Origin of the sequence: Catenulispora rubra (assembly GCF_015356825.1) — a bacterium.
Lineage (GTDB): Bacteria > Actinomycetota > Actinomycetes > Streptomycetales > Catenulisporaceae > Catenulispora > Catenulispora rubra.
Map to the genome: position 1 here is coordinate 1 of NZ_JAACYW010000097.1, position 18,342 is coordinate 18,342.

Sequence of the window (18,342 nt, forward strand, 5' to 3'; positions counted from 1 at the left end):
GTGCAGCTCCGCCGGGGTACCGAACTTTCGCAGCCACACCGCGCGCATGGGCGTTCCTCCTGGTCTCGGGCTGTCTCGGGCTGTCTCGGGCTGGTCTCGGGCTGGTCGGGGCCCGGTTCGGGCCGCGTCCCCACACGATCGTCGCCGAGCGCGGCGCCCGCCGGATCCGGCCCGGGGCGGCACCGGTATGAGACTTTCGTCCTAAGACTGCTGACAGCTCCTGCTAGCGGCGCTAGCATGGAGGCATGGGCAACCAACAGTTGAACGCACGCGTCCCCGACGCGATCGCCGAGGCCGCCCGCGCCGCCGCCGCGGACGCCGGCGTGAACCTCGGCGAGTACCTGACCCGGCTGATCGACGCCGACACCCGGGGCCGCCGCGCGGTCTTCGACTCGGTCTTCGACCAGTTCGTCCAGGACGCCAAGGCCTCCGGCGCGTTCGGCGACGACCTCATGCCGGCCGCGTGAGCCCAGAGCCGACCCCCGATCACCCGATCGACATAGCCTGGCTGCTCGACGCCGCCCAACGCCTCCCCGGCGACCCCGCGGTCGTGGACTACGGCGCGCTCTTCGCCGCCCTGGCCCGCGCCGAAGCCGTGGTCCTGGGCCGCCGCGTGTACGAACGCCCACACCACCAGGCCGCCGCGATGCTGCACCAACTCGCCCGCGTCCCGGCCCTGGAGAACGCCAACCGCCTGTTCGCCGCCGCGACCGCCGTGGCGTACCTGGCCGCCTGCGGACTCCAGGTGCTGCCGGACGTGCGCGAGGCGGCCCGGCTCGCGGGGGACGCGGCCGAGGGGACGCTGGATGTCGGGGCGATTTCGTGGGTGCTGCGGAACTGGACTAAGGATTAGCTCGGACGAGCACCCGGCCTAGGTGGACTAAGCCGGAGCAACTGGCCGCCGAGCCGAACCAGCCCGGCGGTGTTCCTCGTAGCCCACGCTCGAACGAACCCCAAGCTCGCCGAAGCCCTAAAGCACCGGCAAGTACCGGTTCAGCTCAAAAGGCGTCACCTGGTGCCGGTAGTCCAGCCACTCAGCCCGCTTGTTCCGCAGGAAGAAGTCGAAGACGTGCTCGCCGAGCGTCTCGGCGACCAGCTCGCTCTCCTCCATGCGGGAGATGGCCTCGGACAGGGACGACGGCAGGGTCTCGATGCCCAGCGCGCGCCGCTCGCCGTCGGTGAGGGTCCAGATGTTGTCCTCGGCGCCGGCCGGGAGTTCGTAGCCCTCCTCGACGCCCTTCAGGCCGGCGGCGAGCATCACCGCGAAGGCGAGGTAGGGGTTGCAGGCCGAGTCCAGGGAGCGGACCTCGACGCGGCTGGACTGCGACTTGGAGGGCTTGTACATCGGGACGCGGACCAGGGCCGAGCGGTTGTTGTGGCCCCAGCTGATGTAGCTGGGGGCTTCGCCGCCGCTGAAGAGGCGCTTGTAGCTGTTCACGAACTGGTTGGTGACGGCCGTGAACTCGCTGGCGTGGTGCAGGAGGCCGGCGATGAAGCTGCGGCCGGTCTTGGACAGGCTGTACTCCGCGCCGGGCTCGTGGAAGGCGTTGCGGTCGCCCTCGAACAGCGACAGGTGCGTGTGCATGCCGCTGCCGGGGTGCTCGGCCAGCGGCTTGGGCATGAAAGAGGCGTAGACGTTCTGCTCCAGCGCCACCTCCTTCATCACGTGCCGGAAGGTCATGATGTTGTCCGCCGTGCTCAGCGCGTCGGCGTAGCGCAGGTCGATCTCCTGCTGGCCCGGGCCGCCCTCGTGGTGGCTGAACTCCACCGAGATGCCCATCGACTCCAGGTGGGTGATGGCCTGGCGGCGGAAGTCGTGGCCGACGCCGTGCGGGGTCAGGTCGAAGTAGCCGGAGTGGTCCACCGGCTCCGGGGCCTTGCCCGGCTTGGGCTGGCCCTCGAACAGGTAGAACTCGATCTCGGGGTGCGTGTAGAAGGTGAACCCGCGCTCGGCCGCCTTGGCCAGCGTGCGCTTGAGCACCCACCGGGGGTCGGCGTAGCTCGGCGCCCCGTCCGGCATCAGGATGTCGCAGAACATGCGCGCCGTGCCCGGGGACTCCGCGCGCCAGGGCAGGATCTGGAACGTCGCGGGATCGGGCTTGGCCAGCATGTCGGACTCGGCCACCCGGGCGAAGCCCTCGATGGACGAGCCGTCGAATCCGATGCCCTCGCTGAACGCCTGTTCAAGCTCCGCCGGGGCGATCGCCACAGATTTCAGGAAGCCCAGGACGTCGGTGAACCATAGGCGCACGAAGCGGATGTCCCGCTCTTCGAGGGTGCGGAGTACGAACTCCTGCTGACGTTCCATGAGCACAGTATGAACGAGGTGCGTTTCGGTGTGATTACGGCGCTAAGAAGTCCCGCGCGCGAGGACGGTTCGTGGCCATGCGGTAACGGAAGGAGCGCAGCGGCCAGTTGTTGATGACGCGCCCGCCTGCGGTCTTGTACCAGGACGTGCAGCCACCCTCCCACGCGGTGCGCGCCAGCAGCCTGCGCATGGTCGCGTCGTACTCCGCCAGCGCCTCCTCGGCCACCTCGACGTGCCCGCCGCGGGCCGCGCGCAGCCAGCGCATGATGTACCGCACCTGCGACTCGATCATGTAGACCACCGAGTTGTGGCCGAGGTTCGTGGTCGGTCCGTAGAGCAGGAACATGTTCGGGAACTCCGGGACGGCCATGCCGAGGTACGCGCTGGCGCCTTCCCGCCAGCGGTCGTGGAGCCGCGCGCCGCCGCGCCCGACGATGTCGATCGGCGCCAGGAACTCGGTGGCCCGGAACCCGGTGCCGTAGATGAGCACCGCTGCGTCACGCTCACGGCCGTCTGCGGTACGCACCCCGCTGGAGGTCACCTCCGTCACCGGCTCGGTGACGACCTCCACGTTGTCCCGCGCCAGCGCCGGATACCAGTCGTCCGAGATCAGGATGCGTTTGCAGCCGATCGGGAAGTCCGGCGTGAGCTTGGCGCGCAGCTCCGCGTCGTCGGGGATCTGCTTGTGCATATGGCGCGTGGAGAACCTCTGCACGCCGCGTCCTAGTGCGCTCCCCGCTATAGCGGAATACAGCAGAGCCTCTCCAACGACCGTATACATGAACCCGCGCATCGCCAGGCGCAGACCCGGCACCCTTCGGAACGCCCAGCGGGCCGCCGTCCCGAAGGCGTAGTCGTACTTGGGGATCACCCAGTTCGCGGACCGCTGGAACACATAGAGGCGGCGCGCATGGGAGGCGATCTCAGGGACGAACTGCACGGCCGACGGACCGGTCCCGATGACGGCCACGTCCCGGCCGGCGAACGCCTCCGGCGGCCACGCCGGATCCCACCGCGCCGAGTGGAACGCCGCCCCCTCGAACGCCTCCCGCCCCGGCACAGAGGGGTGCCGCGGCCTGTTGAGCTGTCCCACGCCGCACACCAACACCCGGGCCGTGTACTCGGACCCCGAGGCGTCCCGGAGCCGCCACAGCCCCTCCTGCGCCTCCCATTGCGCGGAGACGATCTCGGTGTCGAGGTGCAGATGTGGTCCGAGTTTCCAACGCCTCACACAGCGGTGCAGGTAGTCGAGGATCTCCTCCTGCTTGGGATAGGCGCGGGTCCATCCGGAGTAACGCGCGAAGGAGTACGAGTACAGGTGCGACGGGACGTCGCAGCCGCAGCCCGGGTACACGTTGTCCCGCCAGACCCCGCCGACGTCCGAGCCCTTGTCGAACACGACGAAATCCCGAACGCCGTCGCGCTTCAACTGGATCGCCATACACAGCCCGGAAAACCCGGCACCGATGATTGCCACTCGATGTGCAACCTGATGCCTACTCCCGGTCGTCATGTAGTGAGTAGACCGCCATACCGACGCCGCGTCGACATGGCGGCTCGTGCCGTACTCCGATACCCGCCCAGCAAAGCGGAACAGATCCGGACAGAACCGGACAGGATCCGGTCACACCGGGTATTCGCGAGGAAACTCTGAAGATCTTTGCCGAAAAACTCTCCGGAACCCCTCGCCAAGCGTTGTTGAACGGAGAATAATCCTGCAACGAGACCTCATCGTCCCCCCGTGCGATGGGGTCTCCCATCCCGAGGCCTCACCGTCCCCCCGTGCGGTGAGGCCTCGGACCTTTTCCGGGTCCCGGTCGATCCCCGCGAAGCTTCCGCGCATCCGGCGTGGAACCTGTGTGCACCCCCCCTTAACGTCACCTCGACGAGAACGGGGTAGCCTGTTCCCATGACCACCAGCTCCGTCCCGACCTCGCGGCTGCGCATCGCCCTGGCGCAGCTCAACACCTCCGTCGGCGACATCGCCGGCAACTGCGACAAGATCGTGGAGTGGACCGGCCGTGCGGCCGCCGCCGGCGCCGACGTCGTCGCCTTCCCCGAGATGGCCGTGGTCGGCTACCAGGTCGACGACCTGGCGCTGCGGTCCTCGTTCGTCACCGCCTCGCAGGCCGCGCTGGCCGCGCTGGCCGGCCGGCTGGCCGAGGCCGGGCACGGCGACGTGGTCGCGGTCGTCGGCTACCTGGACGGCAGCGACCGGGTCGAGCGCCGCACCGGCCGCCCGGCCGGCTCCCCGCAGGACGCGATGGCCGTGCTGTACCAGGGCCGGGTGATCGCCCGCTCGACCAAGCACCACCTGCCGAACTACGGCGTCTTCGACGAGTTCCGCTACTTCGTGCCCGGCGACACGCTGCCGGTGGTGCGGGTGCGCGGGGTGGACGTGGCGATCGTGATCTGCGAGGACCTGTGGCAGGACGGCGGCCCGGTCAGCGCCGCGCGCGACGCCGGCGCCGGGTTCCTGCTGTCGATCAACGCCTCGCCCTACGAGCTGAACAAGGACGACGCGCGCCTGGAGCTGGTCCGGCGCCGGGCCGCCGAGGCCGGCTGCGGGCTGGCCTACGTCAACCAGGTCGGCGGCCAGGACGAGCTGGTCTTCGACGGCGACTCGGTGGTGGTGGACGCCGGCGGCGAGATCGTGGCGCGCGGCGGCCAGTTCACCGAGGAGCTGCTGACCTTCGACCTGGACCTGCCGACCGCCGAGGGCCTGCCGCCGACCACCCCGGTCGCCGACGGGATGACCGTGGACCACGTCCTGGTCTCCGCCGAGCCGGCCCCGGCGCGCGAGCCGATCGCGGCCCCGATCAGCGAACGGCTGCCCGACGAGGCCGAGATCTGGGGCGCGCTGGTCCTGGGGCTGCGCGACTACGTCCGCAAGAACGGCTTCCGCTCGGTGGTGATCGCGCTGTCCGGCGGCATCGACTCGGCGCTGAGCACGGCGATCGCCTGCGACGCCATCGGCGCGGAGAACGTGTACTGCTACTCGATGCCCTCGAAGTACTCCTCGGAGCACTCCAAGGGCGACGCCGCCGAGATGGCCCGGCGCACCGGCGTGCACTTCGGCACCGTGCCGATCGAGCCGATGGTGAAGGCGTTCCTGGCCACCGTCGGCGAGGCGGTGACCCCGCTGACCGGCCTGGCCGAGGAGAACCTGCAGGCCCGGGTCCGCGGCACCACGCTGATGGCGCTGTCCAACCAGCATGGGCACCTGGTGCTGGCCAACGGCAACAAGAGCGAGCTCGCGGTGGGCTACTCGACGCTGTACGGCGACGCGGTCGGCGGCTACGCCCCGCTGAAGGACCTGTTCAAGGTGCGCGTCTGGGAGCTGGCCCGCTGGCGCAACAAGGCGGCGGCCGAGCGCGGCGAGGTGCCGCCGATCCCGGAGAACTCGATCGAGAAGCCGCCGTCGGCCGAGCTGCGCCCGGGCCAGCTGGACACCGACTCGCTGCCGGACTACCCGGTGCTGGATCGGATGCTGGACCTGTACGTCGAGCAGGACCAGGGCCGCGACGCGCTGGTCGCCGCCGGCTTCGACGAGGCGCTGGTGGACAAGACGCTGCGGCTGGTGGACCTGGCCGAGTACAAGCGGCGGCAGTACCCGCCGGGGACGAAGATCACGTCGAAGGCGTTCGGGCGCGACCGGCGGCTGCCGATCACGAACGCGTGGCGGGAGCGGTCGCTGCGGGATTGATGAGCGGAGCAAGGCTCGCGGGCTGAGCGCGCCCCGGCGGGGTAGAGGACACGGCGAGGAGGCCGACATGATCCTGGTGACCGGAGCGAGCGGCACGCTGGGCCGGACGCTCGTCCCGACCCTGACCCGGCGCGGGGCGGACGTGCGCGCCCTGAGCCGCCGGACGCGCGGCAGCAGCGGTCCGGGAGGCCCCGGCTCGTTCCAGTGGGTGGTCGGGGACCTGGCCGGCGGCGCCGGGCTGGACGAGGCGGTGGACGGGATCGACGTGATCGTGCACGCCGCCTCCAACACCCGCGGGCAGGGCAGGGGCGACACCGACGCGGTCTGGCGGCTCCTGGAGGCCGCCAAGCGCGGCGGGCGGCGGCCGCACCTGGTGTACATCTCGATCGTCGGCGTCGACCGGATCCCGTTCGGCTACTACCGGGTCAAGCACGAGGTCGAGCAGGCGATCGAGGCGAGCGGGCTGCCGCACACGATCCAGCGCACCACGCAGTGGTTCCAGCTGCTCGACATGTTCCTGACGCTGGCCGCCAAGTCCCCGGTGGTCCCGGTGCCGGCGGCGCCGTTCCAGCCGCTGGACGCCGCCGAGGCCGCCGTGCGCCTGGCGGACCTGGCCGGCGGCGAGCCGCTGGGGCGCGCCGAGGACATGGGCGGGCCGGAGCTGCTGGACTCCGGGGAGATCGCGCGGGCGTATCTGCGCGCGACCGGGAAGCGGCGGCTGCTGGTGCCGCTGCGCGTGCCGGGAAAGGCCGGGCGGGCCTTCCGGGCCGGGGCGCACACATGCCCTGACAGCCGGCAGGGCAAGAGCACGTGGACGGAGTACCTGGCGGGCGAGTACGGGGCCTGACGGCGCCCGCAGGCACCGTCTCAGCGTACGACGGCGCCAACCGTCGGCACCGTCTCAGTGCGGGCCCTCAGAGCACGCCCTCAGCGCGCGCCGATACCTTCCAGAAGCGTGTCCACCAACGCCCTGACGAACGCGTCGTCCACCGGCCAGCCCGGATGCTCGGACTTCATCGCGTGCACGATCGGCCCGGCGAACATCCGCACCCCGAGCTCCACGTCCAGGTCGGCGCGCAGCTCCCCGGCGGCGATGCCGTGCCTCAGGATCATGCGAAGCAGCTCGCGCCGGGGCTCGATCGCCACCTGCTGGTACATCTGCACCAGCTCCGGATGCAGCTGCGCGGCGGCCATCACCGAGGCGTACACCAGCCCGGCCGTGTCCGCGTGCATGATCTCGGCCATGGTGTCCAGGTACTCGACGATCCGGTCGCGGGTCGAGCGGTCGTCGCTCAGGTCCGGCGGCGGGCACTCCTGCCACAGCGTGGCCATCGCGTCGACGACCAGGCTCTCCTTGTTCGGCCAGCGCCGGTAGACGGTGGCCTTGCCGACCCCGGCCCGGGTCGCGACCTGCTCCATGGACAGCGAGCCGTAGGGCACGCCCTCGCTGAGCAGTCCCAGCACCGCGTCGAGGATGGCCCGCTCGGCGGCCTCGCTGCGCGGGCGGCCGGGCCGGCGGCGGGCGTCGGGCGCGCCGGCGCACGCCGGGTCGCCGCAGGCGCCGTCCATGTGCCCGGGATGGCGCTCGTCGGGGCGGCGGCCGTCATGGGTCATCGTCATAGCGCTCCATCATCTCCTCGATGCGGGGCCGATGGGGACAACACGGAGGAAACGGCGTTCCCGCCCGCACCGAACCGGTCCGCCGGCCGACCGCCGGACGCCCATGATCGGGCGTCACGGCGGGTCGGGTCATGTTCTTCCGTGCTGTGTTCGTCGTCCCGCTCGTCCCGCTCGTCCCGCTCAGGCCACTCCGGCGGCTTCGGCCGCGGCCGAAGCGTCGGTGCCGGACTGCGGACCGCGCTGCGGTCCGGCCGCGGCCCCGGCCTGCTTGCGCGGCAGCCAGGTCAGCGACACGATCGCGGCGAGGAAGGCCACGATGGCGGAGATCGTCACGGTCATGTGCATCGCGTGGATGAACGCCGCGTCGGCCTGCGGGTAGAAGCGGACCAGCGCCGGGACGTGCTCGCCGGCACCCTTCGTGGCCTGGATCGAGCCGTCGATGTTGTGCAGCGCGGAGGGGTTCGGGACCACCGTCCTCAGCGGGCCCTCCATCCGGCTGCGGTACGCCGTGGTGAGCAGCGTGCCCAGCACCGCGACGCCCAGCGCGCCGCCGACCTGCCGCACGGTGTTGCTCACCGAGGAGCCGACGCCGGCCTTCTCCCGGGGCAGCGAGGTCATGATCGTCGTGGTCGCCGGCGGCATCACGTTGGCCATGCCCATGCCCTGCAGGAAGAAGATGAGCAGCAGCAGCCAGGCCGCCGAGGTCTGGTTCACGAACTGATACATCAGGAACGTGACACCGATGGTCACCATGCCGAAGGTGGACACCGCCCGGGCCCCGAAGCGCTGCACCAGCCGCGCCGACATCGGCGAGAAGATCAGCTGCGCCAGCGCGAACGGCGTCAGGAACAGACCGGCCTTCAGCGGGCTGTAACCCAGCACCGACTGCAGGTAGAAGGACAGGAAGAACAGCACGCCCATCATCGCGAAGAAGGACATCGCGATCAGGATGATCGAGGCGGAGAACGGCCGCGAGCTGCGGAACAGCCGCACGTCCAGCGCCGGGTGGTCCGAGCGCAGCTCCCAGAACACGAACAGCGCGCTGAGCAGGACGCCGCCGGCCAGGGTGCCCCAGATCTGCGGGTTGGACCAGCCCAGGTCGCCGCCGCGGATGATGCCGTAGACGAACACCACGATCCCGCCCATCGACAGGATCACGCCCAGCGGGTCCAGCTTGCCGGGCTTGGGGTTCTTCGAGTCCGGCACCAGGAACGACATCGCGATCAGCGCCACGATGATGACCGGCACGTTGATCAGGAAGACCGAGCCCCACCAGAAGTGGTCCAGCAGCAGGCCGCCGAGCACCGGGCCGATGGCCACGCCCAGGCCCACGCCGCCGGCCCAGATGCCGATCGCCTTGGGCTGCTCCTTGGGCTCGAAGACGTTGGCGATGATGGCCAGCGTGGCCGGCATGATCGCGGCGCCGAAGAAGCCCATCGCGGCCCGGGTGATGATCAGCGTCCCGGGGCTCCCGGCGTACGCGCACAGCACCGAGGAGATGCCGAACCCGACCATGCCGGCCATCAGGATCTTCTTGCGCCCGAACCGGTCACCGACGATCCCGAAGGTGAACAGCAGGCCGGCGAAGACCAGCGTGTAGGAGTTGATCGCCCATTCCAGATCCGACTGCGACGCCCCCAGACCCGGCTGGTGCGGATCGGTCTTGGGCTGCGAGATGATCTTCAGGGCGACGTTCAGGATCGTGTTGTCCAACACGACCACGAGCAGGCTGAAGATGAGCACACCCAGGATCGCCCACCGGCGCCTCTGCAGGGTCTCCCGATCCACTGCATTCATAGACAACACAGTCCCCTATCCCCTCGATCGGTGCGGATCCGATACGGAACGCACCCGTATCGATTTCCTGTGGCGAGAATACGCCGGGGATTATCGAGACGCAACCGTTCCGTATTGAATTCCGAGGGGCGCGCGGGGGCTGGTCAGGCGCCGGAGCGGACGCCCAGGACGCCGGAGACGATCAGGTTGTCCCCGGCGATGGAGCCCGCTGATGTAGCCCGCCGCATCCGAGGCGAGGAAGGCCCCTGCTTCGGCGATGTCGGCGGCGGCGTGGGTGCTGGTGCCGGCGCGGTCGAGCGGGTCAACCGGGCCGGGCGCGATATCGGCCACCCGAGCGGCCCGGCTCACCGCGTCAGAACAGCGCCCTACCGATACGTGTCCGCGGACCCGCCGGAAACCTGGTCGATCAGCGCGGTCAACCGGTCGCGGAACCCGAGTCGCGGACCATTCCCCCGGCTGCCCCGGCGGCCGTCGCCCTCCCCCGCCGTCGAGGCGAGCAGGTGCTGCGCGGCGTCGAAGCCGGGCACGATCCCGTTCTCCGGCACCAGAAGCGCGTCGTGCGAGATGGTCAGCAGCTCGCTGGAGGTTTCTTCGTTCTCTGCGAGGGTCAGGATCGCCGCCCCGCGCCGGCGGGCGTCGTCGACGCGTTCCAGCAGCGGTGCGCCGGGGTCGTCGGGGGCCACGATGAACACCGCCTCGCCCTTGCGGGCCTGTTCCAGGCGGGCCAGCGACACCGCCAGGTGCGGGGGTGCGCCGTCGGGGACCTGGTGGCGCACCAGGGTCGGTGCGAGCTGCGGCAGGTTCGCCAGGCCCGCTTCGGTGTCCAGGTGCGCGGCGAGGTGCCAGGGCTCCTCTTCCGGGGTGCCGACCAGCAGCAGGCCGCCGGGGCTGCGCGGGGCGCGGAGGAGATTGCGGGCGAAGCCGCGACATTCGCCGAACCACGGGGTGCCGCTGACGAGTTCACGGAGGAAGGTGGTCTGCTCGGCATCCATGGCATTCATACTGCCGGTCCGGGCGCCGCCAGGACACCCGGACCGGGATATTCAGTGTGGAGCAGTGTGGACCTGTGTGGACCAGGGTGGATCAGGGCTCAGTGGTACGAGTGCGACTCGTCCGGGTACGTGCCGTGGACCACGTCGCTGGCGAAGGCCCGCGCCGCGTCGCCGAGCATTGCGCGCATGTCCGCGTACTGCTTCACGAACTTCGGCACGCCGCCGGGCGTCAGGCCCGCCATGTCGGTCCAGACCAGGACCTGCGCGTCGGTGCCGGCCCCGGCGCCGATGCCCACGGTGGGGATGTCGATCTCGCCGGAGACCCGGGCGGCCAGCTCGGCCGGGACCAGCTCCAGGACGATCGCGAAGGCGCCGGCGTGCTGGAGCGCCTTGGCGTCCGAGATCAGCTTCTCGGCCTCCTCGTCGCCGCGTCCCGCTATCCGGTAGCCGCCCAGGACGTTCACCGACTGCGGGGTCAGGCCGATGTGCGCCATCACCGGCACGCCGGCCTGCACCAGCGCGTCGACCTGCGGCAGCACCCGGCGGCCGCCTTCGAGCTTCACCGCGCCGACCCCGGATTCCTTCATGAACCGCGACGCGGTCTCCAGGGCCTGCGCGGGCGAGGACTGGTAGGAGCCGAACGGCAGGTCGCCGATCACCATGGCGTGCTTGGTGCCGCGCACCACCGCGCCGGAGAGCATGACCAGCTGGTCGACGGTCACCGGCACCGTGTTCTCGTAGCCGAGGTGGTTGTTGCCCGCCGAGTCCCCGACGAGCAGGACCGGGATCCCGGCCTCGTCGAAGACGCCGGCCGTGAGGGCGTCGTAGGCGGTGAGCATGGCCCACTTCTCGCCCTCGCGCTTGGCCTTGGCCAGGTCCCGGACGGTGACCCGGCGCCCCGTGCCGGTCCCGCCGTACAGCGAGAGCTTCGGCGCTGTGGATGTGGATGCGGCTGTGGATGTGGCCGTGGATGCCGGCGATACTGCGGATTCCTGCGTGGCGCTGTCTTCAGCGGACATGCTGGTTTCTCCTTGAAGAGACGACTCGAGGCGCCGAAACGGCGTACCCGGACGAGGCTGATCGTCTCACGCCGCGCATCCCTTGTTAAGAGGTGGCGAGCACTCGCGCGACCACCCGTGACTCCGCTCACACGCGGGGAAAGTCGTTTGCAGAGCGTGGGCGCGGGCCCGAACGATCGGCCGCGTGACCGGAGAACCCGCGGCGTCCGGCGACGCGCCCCCACAGGCCCGCACGCCCCGTCGTCGTCGATGGCGCGAGCTGAGTGTCGACCTGACGCCCCTGCGGGTCTCGCGGGACTATCGGTTCCTCACCGCCTCCTCGATGATCTCGGGCTTCGGCTCCTTCCTCACCTATGTCGCGGTTCCCTTCCAGATCAAGGAACTCACCGGATCCGCGCTCGCGGTCGGCCTGCTCGGCGCGACCGAGCTGGTGCCGCTGGTGGTGTGCGGGCTGTGGGGCGGCGCGCTGGCCGACGCGATGGACCGGCGCAAGATGGTGGTGGCGACCGAGGCCGCCGCAGCGCTGTTGGCGGTGCTGCTGCTGCTGAACGCGCTGCTGCCGCATCCGGCACTGTGGCCGATCTACGCGCTGACGGCCGCGTTCGCGGCGGCGAACGGCCTGCAGCGGCCCTCGCAGGAGGCGATCGTGCCGCGCATCGTGCCGCCGGACCTGGTGGTGCCCGCCGGGGCGCTGCAGTGGATGCTGGGGTCGTTCACGCAGATCGCGGGGCCGGCCGTGGGCGGGGTGCTGGTCGCCACGACGGGGCCGACGGTCTCCTACCTGGTGGACGCGGCGACGTTCGTGATCTCCGTCGGCTTCCTCCTCCGGCTCAGACCGTCGCCGCAGGGCGAGGACGCCGAGCAAGCCAGCCTGCGCGGGATAGCCGCCGGATGGCGTTACGCGCGCAGCCGCCAGGAGCTGATCGGGACGTACGTCGTGGACATCGCGGCGATGACCTTCGCGATGCCGACGGCTCTGTTCCCGTTCCTCGCCGACCACCTGCACGCCTCGTGGTCCCTGGGACTGCTGTACGCCGCGCCCGCGGTCGGCTCGGCGCTGGTCTCGCTCACCAGCGGCTGGACGAAGCACGTCCACCGGCACGGCATGGCGGTGATCTACGCGGCCGGCGCGTGGGGCGCGGCGATCGCGCTGGTCGCGGCGACCCGGCAGGTGTGGGTCGTCCTGGCCTGCCTGGCCGCCGCCGGCGCGGCGGACGCGGTGAGCGGGGTGTTCCGGATGTCGATCTGGAACCAGACCATCCCCGACGCGCTGCGCGGCCGGCTGGCCGGGATCGAGATGCTGTCGTTCTCCACCGGACCGATTCTGGGACAGGTGCGGGCCGGGTCGATGGCGGCGCTGCGGGGCCCGGTGTTCTCGGTCGGATTCGGCGGCGTGGCCTGCGTCGGGGCGGTGGTGGGGCTCGCGGCGTGGCTCCCCGGGTTCCGGCGCTACGACGCGCGCACCGACACGCACGCGGTCGCGGTCCGGGCCGAAAGGTTGGCGGCCCACGCTGAGCCCTCCCTATGATCGAAGACCTTTACGGGTCCGAACAGGGGGTTGACATGGACGACGGGGACCGGAGTGTGCCGCCGTGGGGCGTGCCGCCGGATACGTCGGGGGATTCCGGCGGGCCGCAGCCGGGCGATGCTTGGCAGGGCAACCGTTTCGGGGGGCCGAACGGACCGCAGCAGGGCGGGCCTCCGCAGGGCGCGCCGCAGTGGGGGTCGCCGGGGGAATCGCAGGGTTCGATGACATCGTTCCCGCTCGCGGCGACCGGCGCGTACGCGGCCGTCCGTCCGCCGGAACCGCCGCCGATGCAGGCCGCACCGCAGGCACCGCCGCCGATGACGTCCTTCCCGCTCGCCGCGACCGGCGCCTACCAGGCAGTCGGACAGCAAGGCAGCGCGGACCTGTCGGCCAGCGGATTCCGCGCGGTTCCGGGGATGGCGCCCGAGCCGGGCAGTCAGTACTACGGCCCGATGGGACCGGGCGGTCCGCCCGGAGCACCGCCCGGAGGCGGGACCGGCAAACATCGCAGGGCTCTGTTCATCGGAGCCTCGGCGCTCGCGGTCGCCGGGGTCGCCGCCGGCGCGATCGCCTTCGCCACCAGCGGTGACGGCAAGAAGCAGCCGGGACCCGCGTCCCCGACGGCGTCCGGATCGGCGCAAGCGACCGGCCCGGGCGGGCAGAACATCAGCGGCTCGGGAACCCCGTCGTCCAGCCGCAGCGGGCAGAACGTGCCGAGCGGCACGCCGTCGTCCTCGCCGTCGAAGCCGGTCGCCGCGCCGGCCGCGGACCTGCTGCACTGGCGCCTGAACGACAAGGTCGGCAGCACCACGGCCGCGGACGGCTCCGGCAAGAACCACGCCGGCGCGCTGTCCGGCGCCGCCGGCTTCTCGACCGCGCACGGCGGATCGGCGGAGTTCAGCGGTGCGGCCAACCAGATCAAGGCCGGCCAGATCCAGACCAAGGGCCCGGCGGTCGACACCACGAAGAGCTTCACGGTCTCGATGTGGGTGGACCAGACCGGGCTCACCACGCCGACGAAGTTCGCCGCCGCGTTCAGCCAGGACGGGCCGCAGTGCTTCGCGTTCACGTTCAGCTATTCGACGGAGTCCAAGACCTGGTCGTTCGTCCGGTCGGAGGCCGACAGCGCGAACCCCAAGACGGTCAACGCCGGCGCGACCGCCCCGACGCCGATGAACACCTGGGTCAAGCTCACCGGGGTCTACGACGCGCAGGCCGGGACGATCGCGTTCTTCGTCAACGGCGTGCCGCAGGGCGGGCCGGCCAAGACCGGGTCGGCGCCGTACGCCGCGACCGGGCCGTTCGCGATCGGGCGGAGCTGGTACGGGAAGTTCGTGTCGAACCCGTTCAAGGGGTACATCTCCGATGTGCAGGTGTTCAGCCGGGCGCTGTCGGCCGACGAGGTGAAGGCGCTGTAGCGGCTGCGGGGGCCGCTGGAGGGCCCGGAGGCTGGAGGGCCCGGAGGCTGGAGGGCCCGGAGGCTGGAGAACCTGGGGCTGGAGAGCCCGGACGCCCCGCGTGGGAGTCCGGGCTCGTCGCTTCCTCGTCGGTTCCTCGTCGGTTCCGCGCTAGCTGTCGGCGTCGGCCGCCTCGTCCGCCTTCCGCCACGCCTCGTTGCGCTCCTGCACGCGTTGCAAGGCGTGTTCGGCCTCCTCCTGGGTCGCGTACGGCCCGAGGCGGTCCTTGGCGGCGCAGGCGCCCGCCGGCTCGACCAGGCCGTGCTTCACGCAGTAGTACCAGCCGTCGTCGTCCGGCGGCTCGCCCTTCTTGGTCCAGCGCATCGCACTCTCCCTGCTGTCACCGGGTGCCTAGACTGTCTGACTATGGCGACACTCGTACCCGGCACCGTCTCTCCCACTCTGCCCGTCCCCGCGTCGATCAAGCGACCGGAGTACGTGGGACGCAAGGGACCCAAGCCGTACACCGGCGGTGAGGTGCAGGACGCCGAGACGATCGAGAAGATGCGGGCGGCCTCCCGGATCGCCGCCGACGCGCTGGTGGAGACCGGCAAGGCGGCCAAGCCGGGCATCACCACCGACGAGCTGGACCGCATCGGGCACGAGTACCTGCTGGACCACCGCGCCTACCCCTCCACGCTGGGCTACAAGGGCTACCCGAAGTCGATGTGCACCTCGGTGAACGAGGTGATCTGCCACGGCATCCCGGACACCACGGTGCTCCAGGACGGCGACATCGTGAACGTGGACATCACCGCCTACATCGGCGGCGTGCACGGCGACACGAACGCCACCTTCGAGGTCGGCACCGTCGACGAGGAGTCGCACCTGCTGGTGGAGCGCACGCGCGAGTCGCTGGACCGGGCGATCAAGGCGGTCCGGCCGGGCCGGCCGATCAACGTCATCGGCCGGGTGATCGAGAGCTACGCCAAGCGCTTCGGCTACGGCGTGGTCCGCGAGTTCACCGGGCACGGCATCTCCACGGCCTTCCACACCGGCCTGATCATCCCGCACTACGACGACCCGCACGCCACGCTGCTGATGCGGCCGGGGATGACGTTCACCATCGAGCCGATGCTGACGCTGGGGACCGCCGACTACGAGATGTGGGACGACAAGTGGACGGCCGTGACGCGGGACCGGAAGCGGACCGCGCAGTTCGAGCACACGATGGTGGTGACGAACGACGGCGTCGAGGTGCTGACGCTGCCGAGCGGGGAGTGAGGCGGCGCTCAACCTCAAGCTGCGCTCAAGCCGCGCTCGCCCTCAAGCCGCCGGGAGCGCCGGAACACCAGGAACACCGGGATTTCCGAACCGCCGGCCAGCCCGGTCCGCCGCGACCTCAAGCCGCGCTCAAGCCGCCCGAAGCGGCGCTCGTCCGGTGCCCAAGCCGCTTCCAAACCGCGCCCGCCCGCGCTCAGGCCGCCGAGAACTCCGCGAGCACATCGGCCAGCACCTCCAGCACCACCACCGCGTCGGGCAGCGGCGTGCCGTCGGCGGGCCAGTACACCCAGCGCGCCGTGTGGCCGGACATGCTCGCCGACGGCGGCACGAAGACGTAGCTGCCGCGGTCGTGCCAGCGCAGGCCGGGGTGCTCCTGCAGGGTCTCCGGGCGGCAGTCCAGGGAGCTGGACCACCACTCGTCCTCGTCGACGTCGTCGATGTCAGGGTTCGTACGCGGCGCGGTGAAGAACAGGTAGCGGCCGTCCACCTCGGCGACCGGTCCGGGGGCGGTGCCGGCGACCAGGATGCGGCGCAACGCGTCGGCACCGGCCTGTTCCGGGACGTCCAGGACGGAGTGGGTCTTACCGGTCGGCGTGACGTAGTTCGCCCCGGGGTGCCGGACCCGCCACAGCGCCAGGCGTTCGGGGTCGGCGCTGGCCTCGACCTGCCACGCGCGGGACAGCGGATGCGCGGCCGGCGTGGGGCAGCCCAGGCGGTCGCAGCTGCACGAGCCCTCGCGCGGGGCGGCCGCCGGGACCACCGCGAATCCCGCGGCGACCAGCCGGTCGAGCGGATCGAGGAGCCCTTCCGGGCGCAGCCCATCGCGGGAAGCGGCGTGCTCGCGCTTCCGGTTCTTGGCAGGTCGCCAGCTCCTCGGCACCCAAGCCCCCTGACGTGGTCGAAGGCCTAACGCGGTAAGGGTCAGGATACCTTGCGGTAACCGGGTCTTCGTCAGGGGGTGCCAGTGGGGCGAAGCGTGGCGCGGGTAGCGTGTGCGCGTGACCACACCTTCGGAGGGGAACGACGAGCCCGCGACCGTTCATCGCGCCGACCGCCGCATCCCGTTGGCCGGCACCTTCAACGTCCGGGACGTCGGCGGCTACCCGGCCCTCGGCGGCACCGTGCGCGCCGGCCGGCTGCTGCGCGGCGACGCCCTGCACCGGCTCGACGACGCGGCCCGCGCCACCCTGGCCGACCTGCCGGTCCGCACGGTGGTGGACCTCCGTGAGGACTTCGAAGCCCGGCTGTCCCCCGACGCGCTGGAGGGCACCGGCATCGCCGTGCTGCGCCTGCCGGTCTTCCGCTTCACCGGCGACTCCTTCGGCCGGGCCCCCGACGACCTGAAGTCGGTCTACGACCACATGGTCGACGACTGCGGCGCGGTCCTGGCCACCGCCGTCGGCCACGTCGCGGCCCCGGAGGCGCAGCCGGTCCTGGTGCACTGCTCGGCCGGCAAGGACCGCACCGGCGTGGTGGTCGCGGTGGTGCTGTCGCTGCTCGGCGTCCCGGACGCGGTGATAGCCGAGGACTACCACCTCACCAGCGCCTACCTGGCCGAGGAGTTCACCCAGGCCGTCGAGCAGCTGCAGGCGTCCACCGGCCTGGGCCAGCGGCTGAACGGCCAGGCGCTGGCGTGCCCGCCGGAGCTGATCCTGGCGACGCTGGAGCGGATGCGCGCCGCGCACGGCTCGGTGGAGGGGTACCTGCTGGCGCACGGGTTGACGGCGGAGCAGATCGCGGAGCTTCGCAGGAGTCTGATAGAGCCGGGCGACGCCTGACGCCTGGCCACATCACGTCACTCAGGGCGCCATGTAGCCGAAAACGCTCTGCGCGAACTGCGCGGTGTCCCACAGGCTCATCGCGCCCGGCGTCTCGACGGCGCCGAGGAATAGGTCACCGTTGGTCCCACCGGTCCACACGCACAGGTTGTACTTGTCGGGCAGCACCCCGCAGCTCATCACCAGCGAGGACGCCGACGCGTGCGCGTCGAACGACTGCTGCGCGACGATCCCCGTCGCCCCGAGCGCGGTCAGCGTCCCGTCGACGACGTCCGGGAGCGGCGGCACCGGCCGCAGCTGGCCGAGGATGACGATGTAGGTGCTCGCGGCGGATTCGGCGTCCCCATAGCCGGTCGCGCTGAGGTCGAGGAGCTGCGGACGGTAGTTCGCGGCGATCGCCTGGTAGACACGGGCCTTGGAGCCGAGGTCGGCGGTGCGGTGGATCGGCAGGCCGGAGGGTGCGACGGCGGCCATGGTGTCGACGACCTTTTGGCGGTCGCCTTGGCCGCTCTCCGGAAGCGCGGCGGCCGACGAAGCCGAAGTTGCCGAGGCCGATGTGCCGGATGCCTTCGCCGAGGCCGATGCCGATGCCGATGATGCGGTCGACGCAGACGAGGCAGCGGCCGTGGAGGACGCGCTCGACGTCCCCCCGACCGGCGTGCCCGGTGAGCCCGGTGAGCCCGGTGAGCCCGGCGGGCTCGTCGCCGAACTCGCGCACGCCGCCGCCCCGAACACCACCAAACTCGCCAGCCCGCACGCGCCGGCCAGCCGAAGCCGTGTCAGTCCCATGATTTCCCCTTGCCCGAGAGGTGCGTTACGCGGCCGAGCGTAAGGGGAGAATCACCAAGCTGTGGATAGAGACATTCGCCCTAGGTTCTGTCCCTGTCATCCACCGATCACGGCAACCGATCAC

The 18,342-nt window shown here is 71.1% G+C and carries 18 protein-coding genes; 9 read left to right on the plus strand and 9 right to left on the minus strand.

Going from position 1 to position 18,342, the window contains the following annotated elements; all coding sequences use genetic code 11:
• Positions 1–245: 245 nt before the first annotated feature.
• Together GWK61_RS25120 and GWK61_RS25125 are read left to right on the plus strand one after the other, a co-directional pair.
• On the plus strand, positions 246–467 hold the full coding sequence (locus tag GWK61_RS25120) for a hypothetical protein (RefSeq protein WP_194911886.1): 222 nt from the start codon (positions 246–248) through the stop codon (positions 465–467).
• Complete coding sequence (locus GWK61_RS25125; RefSeq protein WP_194911887.1) at positions 464–853, plus strand: fic family toxin-antitoxin system, toxin component; 390 nt, start codon at positions 464–466, stop codon at positions 851–853. Before GWK61_RS25120 ends, GWK61_RS25125 begins: the two co-directional genes overlap by 4 nt.
• A gap of 117 nt (positions 854–970) precedes the next feature.
• Here GWK61_RS25125 and GWK61_RS25130 read toward each other — a convergent pair whose 3' ends face one another.
• A complete protein-coding gene (locus GWK61_RS25130; protein ID WP_194911888.1) occupies positions 971–2,308 on the minus strand; it encodes a glutamine synthetase family protein in 1,338 nt (445 codons plus the stop codon).
• A gap of 34 nt (positions 2,309–2,342) precedes the next feature.
• Entirely contained in the window at positions 2,343–3,821 is a 1,479-nt protein-coding gene (locus GWK61_RS25135; protein WP_194911889.1) for a flavin-containing monooxygenase, read from the minus strand.
• Between the two features lie 396 nt (positions 3,822–4,217).
• Here GWK61_RS25135 and GWK61_RS25140 point away from each other — a divergent pair, with 396 nt between their 5' ends.
• Together GWK61_RS25140 and GWK61_RS25145 are read left to right on the plus strand one after the other, a co-directional pair.
• Entirely contained in the window at positions 4,218–6,014 is a 1,797-nt protein-coding gene (locus tag GWK61_RS25140; protein WP_194911890.1) for an NAD+ synthase, read from the plus strand.
• A gap of 67 nt (positions 6,015–6,081) precedes the next feature.
• Positions 6,082–6,861, plus strand: a complete 780-nt coding sequence (locus GWK61_RS25145) for an SDR family oxidoreductase (RefSeq protein ID WP_194911891.1) — start codon at positions 6,082–6,084, stop codon at positions 6,859–6,861.
• 80 nt (positions 6,862–6,941) lie between these two features.
• Here GWK61_RS25145 and GWK61_RS25150 read toward each other — a convergent pair whose 3' ends face one another.
• From GWK61_RS25150 to panB, 4 genes are all read right to left on the minus strand, one after another.
• Positions 6,942–7,634 (minus strand): TetR/AcrR family transcriptional regulator, encoded by a 693-nt coding sequence (locus GWK61_RS25150; RefSeq protein WP_194911892.1) that lies wholly within the window; start codon positions 7,632–7,634, stop codon positions 6,942–6,944.
• Between the two features lie 180 nt (positions 7,635–7,814).
• On the minus strand, positions 7,815–9,431 hold the full coding sequence (locus GWK61_RS25155) for an MFS transporter (RefSeq protein WP_194911893.1): 1,617 nt from the start codon (positions 9,429–9,431) through the stop codon (positions 7,815–7,817).
• A 365-nt stretch (positions 9,432–9,796) separates the two neighbouring features.
• Positions 9,797–10,423 carry a hypothetical protein gene (locus tag GWK61_RS25160; RefSeq protein WP_194911894.1) on the minus strand — a complete coding sequence of 209 codons (627 nt, stop codon included), beginning with the start codon at positions 10,421–10,423 and terminating at the stop codon, positions 9,797–9,799.
• 98 nt (positions 10,424–10,521) lie between these two features.
• Positions 10,522–11,442 carry a 3-methyl-2-oxobutanoate hydroxymethyltransferase gene (gene panB, locus GWK61_RS25165; RefSeq protein ID WP_194911896.1) on the minus strand — a complete coding sequence of 307 codons (921 nt, stop codon included), beginning with the start codon at positions 11,440–11,442 and terminating at the stop codon, positions 10,522–10,524.
• A 184-nt stretch (positions 11,443–11,626) separates the two neighbouring features.
• Here panB and GWK61_RS25170 point away from each other — a divergent pair, with 184 nt between their 5' ends.
• Positions 11,627–12,970: an MFS transporter gene (locus GWK61_RS25170; RefSeq protein WP_323747745.1), complete on the plus strand. Its 1,344-nt coding sequence runs from the start codon at positions 11,627–11,629 to the stop codon at positions 12,968–12,970.
• Positions 12,971–13,005: 35 nt separating this feature from the next.
• A complete protein-coding gene (locus GWK61_RS25175; RefSeq protein ID WP_194911898.1) occupies positions 13,006–14,388 on the plus strand; it encodes a LamG domain-containing protein in 1,383 nt (460 codons plus the stop codon).
• Positions 14,389–14,538: 150 nt separating this feature from the next.
• Here GWK61_RS25175 and GWK61_RS25180 read toward each other — a convergent pair whose 3' ends face one another.
• Positions 14,539–14,751 (minus strand): hypothetical protein, encoded by a 213-nt coding sequence (locus GWK61_RS25180; protein WP_194911899.1) that lies wholly within the window; start codon positions 14,749–14,751, stop codon positions 14,539–14,541.
• Between the two features lie 42 nt (positions 14,752–14,793).
• On the opposite strand from GWK61_RS25180, the gene map reads away from it, so the two are divergent.
• Positions 14,794–15,651: a type I methionyl aminopeptidase gene (gene map, locus GWK61_RS25185; protein ID WP_194911900.1), complete on the plus strand. Its 858-nt coding sequence runs from the start codon at positions 14,794–14,796 to the stop codon at positions 15,649–15,651.
• A gap of 193 nt (positions 15,652–15,844) precedes the next feature.
• Here map and GWK61_RS25190 read toward each other — a convergent pair whose 3' ends face one another.
• The gene (locus GWK61_RS25190; RefSeq protein WP_194911901.1) at positions 15,845–16,531 is read right to left on the minus strand and encodes a bifunctional DNA primase/polymerase; all 687 of its coding nucleotides are present in this window, start codon (positions 16,529–16,531) and stop codon (positions 15,845–15,847) included.
• Positions 16,532–16,649: 118 nt separating this feature from the next.
• Here GWK61_RS25190 and GWK61_RS25195 point away from each other — a divergent pair, with 118 nt between their 5' ends.
• On the plus strand, positions 16,650–17,429 hold the full coding sequence (locus GWK61_RS25195; RefSeq protein WP_194911902.1) for a tyrosine-protein phosphatase: 780 nt from the start codon (positions 16,650–16,652) through the stop codon (positions 17,427–17,429).
• A 21-nt stretch (positions 17,430–17,450) separates the two neighbouring features.
• Here GWK61_RS25195 and GWK61_RS25200 read toward each other — a convergent pair whose 3' ends face one another.
• Entirely contained in the window at positions 17,451–17,903 is a 453-nt protein-coding gene (locus GWK61_RS25200; protein WP_194911903.1) for a hypothetical protein, read from the minus strand.
• On the opposite strand from GWK61_RS25200, the gene GWK61_RS25205 reads away from it, so the two are divergent.
• The gene (locus GWK61_RS25205) at positions 17,902–18,261 is read left to right on the plus strand and encodes a hypothetical protein (protein WP_194911904.1); all 360 of its coding nucleotides are present in this window, start codon (positions 17,902–17,904) and stop codon (positions 18,259–18,261) included. The genes GWK61_RS25200 and GWK61_RS25205 overlap by 2 nt on opposite strands.
• Positions 18,262–18,342 lie beyond the last annotated feature (81 nt).